Origin of the sequence: Vibrio sp. M260118, assembly GCF_036533755.1 — a bacterium.
Lineage (GTDB): Bacteria > Pseudomonadota > Gammaproteobacteria > Enterobacterales > Vibrionaceae > Vibrio.
In genome coordinates, this window is record NZ_JATABG010000385.1 from 1 (window position 1) to 3,147 (window position 3,147).

2 protein-coding genes are annotated in these 3,147 nt (G+C 44.6%); both read left to right on the forward strand.

Translation table 11 applies throughout. From position 1 onward, the window contains the following. The first annotated feature begins 290 nt into the window (after nt 1-290). A complete protein-coding gene (locus QTO00_RS17140; protein ID WP_331425860.1) occupies nt 291-1,334 on the forward strand; it encodes a GMP reductase in 1,044 nt (347 codons plus the stop codon). Between the two features lie 337 nt (nt 1,335-1,671). Further along, nucleotides 1,672-3,147: elongation factor G (gene fusA, locus QTO00_RS17145; RefSeq protein WP_331425861.1), on the forward strand; the 1,476-nt coding region annotated here is incomplete at its 3' end.

Below are 3,147 nucleotides of genomic sequence, written 5' to 3' on the forward strand. Positions count from 1 at the left end.
GGTAAAGGATTGCGCAAACGGTTTGCACTCAGAAGAGTAAGTGGTTGTTTTGAAGAGAAAATATTTTAAAACTTTAGGGAAAGTAGTTACTTAGATATGCAACTTAACCGAACTGTATCACAAAAAAATTGAAAATATCAGTCTTGCGAGAATTTATTCGCGACCTATAATGCTGAAAACCGGAGCGTCTGCCAACGCTCCGGTTTTTTTGTGTCCGAAACTCAGTAAAGCGTCTGCCAACGCTTACCGAAAACGCACGACACGTAAATTTGCTTACAGGAAAATTTATCATGCGTATCGAACAAGAACTTAAGTTAGGCTTTAAAGATGTACTATTTCGCCCGAAGCGTTCTACTCTAAAAAGTCGTTCTCAAGTTGAATTAACCCGCGAGTTTACATTCAAGCATAGTGGTCGTCAATGGTCTGGCACACCAGTAATTGCAGCAAATATGGACTCAGTTGGTAGCTTTGCAATGGCGCAAGCATTGGCTGAGCACGGCGTTATGACAGCCGTACACAAGCACTACACAGTCGAGCAGTGGGCCGACTTCGTAAAATCAGCAGACATAACAACGCTTAACAATGTGTTTGTCTCTACCGGTACTTCAGACGCTGATTTCCAGAAAACCAAAGACATCATGGCGCTTAGCGATGAGCTAATCTTCATCTGTATTGATATCGCTAATGGCTATTCAGAGCATTTGGTTGAGTACGTAGAGTGCGTTCGCGCAGCATTCCCAGACAAAGTTATCTCTGCAGGTAACGTTGTAACAGGTGACATGTGTGAGGAGCTTATCCTAGCAGGTGCCGACATCGTGAAAGTGGGTATTGGCCCAGGCTCTGTATGTACTACACGCGTTAAAACGGGTGTTGGTTACCCACAACTTTCAGCAATCATCGAATGTGGTGACGCAGCACACGGCCTTGGTGGCATGATCATCGGTGATGGTGGTTGTTCATGTGCAGGTGATGTAGCGAAAGCCTTCGGTGGCGGCGCAGACTTTGTAATGCTAGGCGGTATGCTAGCAGGCCATGAAGAGTCAGGCGGTGAAGTTATCGAGCAAGATGGTAAAACCTTCATGAAGTTCTACGGCATGTCTTCTCAGTCGGCAATGGACAAGCACTCAGGTGGTGTGGCTAAGTACCGCGCAGCTGAAGGAAAAACCGTACTATTGCCATACCGCGGCTCAGTTCATGGCACTATCTCAGACATCCTTGGCGGTGTACGTTCAACTTGTACCTACGTAGGCGCAGCAAAGCTTAAAGAGCTAACTAAGCGTACAACTTTCATCCGCGTACAAGAGCAAGAGAACAACGTGTTTGGTAAAGAGTAATCGTCAGATTAACTTTGTTCTGAACTAATAAGACAAGAGCCGCATTTTGCGGCTCTTGTTATTGATGACTGGATACTTGCGAAAGTAACCATCATTTCACTCCAGTCGTGATCTTTCATCCACGATTTGATATCGCTCAACTATCAACCAATGTTGCTATGAAATAAGTCACATTAAAGTGGTGAATTTTAATGCATGCTAGTCCTATCTTCATTGAAAATTGAAGTTGGTCTTTATGCATAGAGCGATCCGCAAAATGACATGGAAGCTGAGTAGGCGGTGAACCCGCCACTCTGTAGCTTATTACGTTCCGTCACTCATTTTGCAAGGAGGCTCTATGCCTATTAATAAGATTCGAAATATCGCATTTGTTGGTCAAACGGGTACTGGCAAAACCACTCTGATCGAAAAGCTTCTCCATTCCTGTCAAGCAACTAGAACCCTAGGAAGGGTTGAGAAAGGCGATACCATTACCGACTTCGATGCCCAGTCGATTCAGTATCAACACAGTATTGAAGCCACTCCTGTCGCTATGTGCTATGAAAAACATCGCCTGAATATTATCGATACTCCGGGACAAAACGAGCTTCTCGGCCGGGCATTAAGTGTCTTTCCCGCAGTAGAAACCTCGGCCCTTATTATTGACCCTCAGCAACCAATCACTCAAACCTCACAACGTTTATTTGCTTTTGCTCAAGAGCAGAAAAAGTGCCAGATGATCATCATCAATAAGCTAGATATTGGGGTGGATAAATTGAGTCAAGTACTCGATGACATTGCAGAGAAGTTTGGTGGTTACTGCTTACCAATTAACTTGCCGACGAGAGATGGAAAGTCGGTTGTCGATTGTTTCTTTGAGCCAGATACTAGCGCGGATACGCTAATTGCAGATGTTGATGCTGCTCATGAAACTTTGATAGATCAGGTAATTGAGGTGGATGAAGAGTTAATGGCGCTTTATTTGGAGCAAGGCTCAGAGCTTACGCCGCAGCAGCTGCATGATCCGTTTGAAGAAGCGCTAAGAACCGGGCACATCATTCCTGTCTGTTTTGTATCGGCCGAGACTGGAGCTGGGGTAGAAATGTTACTAAAAACGCTGTCTGAAATAATGCCGATGCCAAATGAAGGTAATCCGCCTCTGCTTGAGAAAAACGGTCACAAAATCAAAGTGAACTGTGAAACTTTGGAGCATACCGTCGCGCACGTTTATAAGGTCAGTGTCGACCCATATATGGGTAAACTAGCTTATGTGCGAGTGTTCCAAGGCGAGATCAATGCGGGTAGCCAACTGTATGTAGGCGAGAGTAATAAAGCATTTAAAGTAGGGCACCTATATCAACTGCAAGGTAAAGAGCGTAGCGAAATCCATCAGGCTTTAGCTGGTGATTTCTGTGTGCTAGCGAAAGTGGATGAATTGGAGTTTGATTCGATTCTGCATGACTCCCACGACGAAGATGGTGTTGAACTGAAAACACTTAATTTCCCGCAGCCAATGTATTCGCTGTGCTTAAAACCAATTAAACGTGGCGATGAGCAAAAACTCAGTGATGTGCTTAATAAAATTGCTAGTGAAGATCCTTCGTTGCGAATTGAGCATAGAGCGCGAACCAACGAAACCATTATTAGCGGTCAAGGAGAGTTTCACCTTAAAGTGACGTTAGAGAAGATGGCGTCGGTCTACAAACTTGAAGTAGAAACCAGTCAACCGAGTGTGGAATATTTTGAAACTATTACTAAACCCGCTGACGCTCAGTATCGCCACAAGAAACAAAGTGGAGGAGCAGGTCAGTTCGGTGAGGTTCATTTGAAAGTG

Bases quoted from the DNA above. Each gene is read 5' to 3' on its own strand.
- QTO00_RS17140 (WP_331425860.1), top strand. From the start codon at position 291: ATGCGTATCGAACAAGAACTTAAGTTAGGCTTTAAAGATGTACTATTT.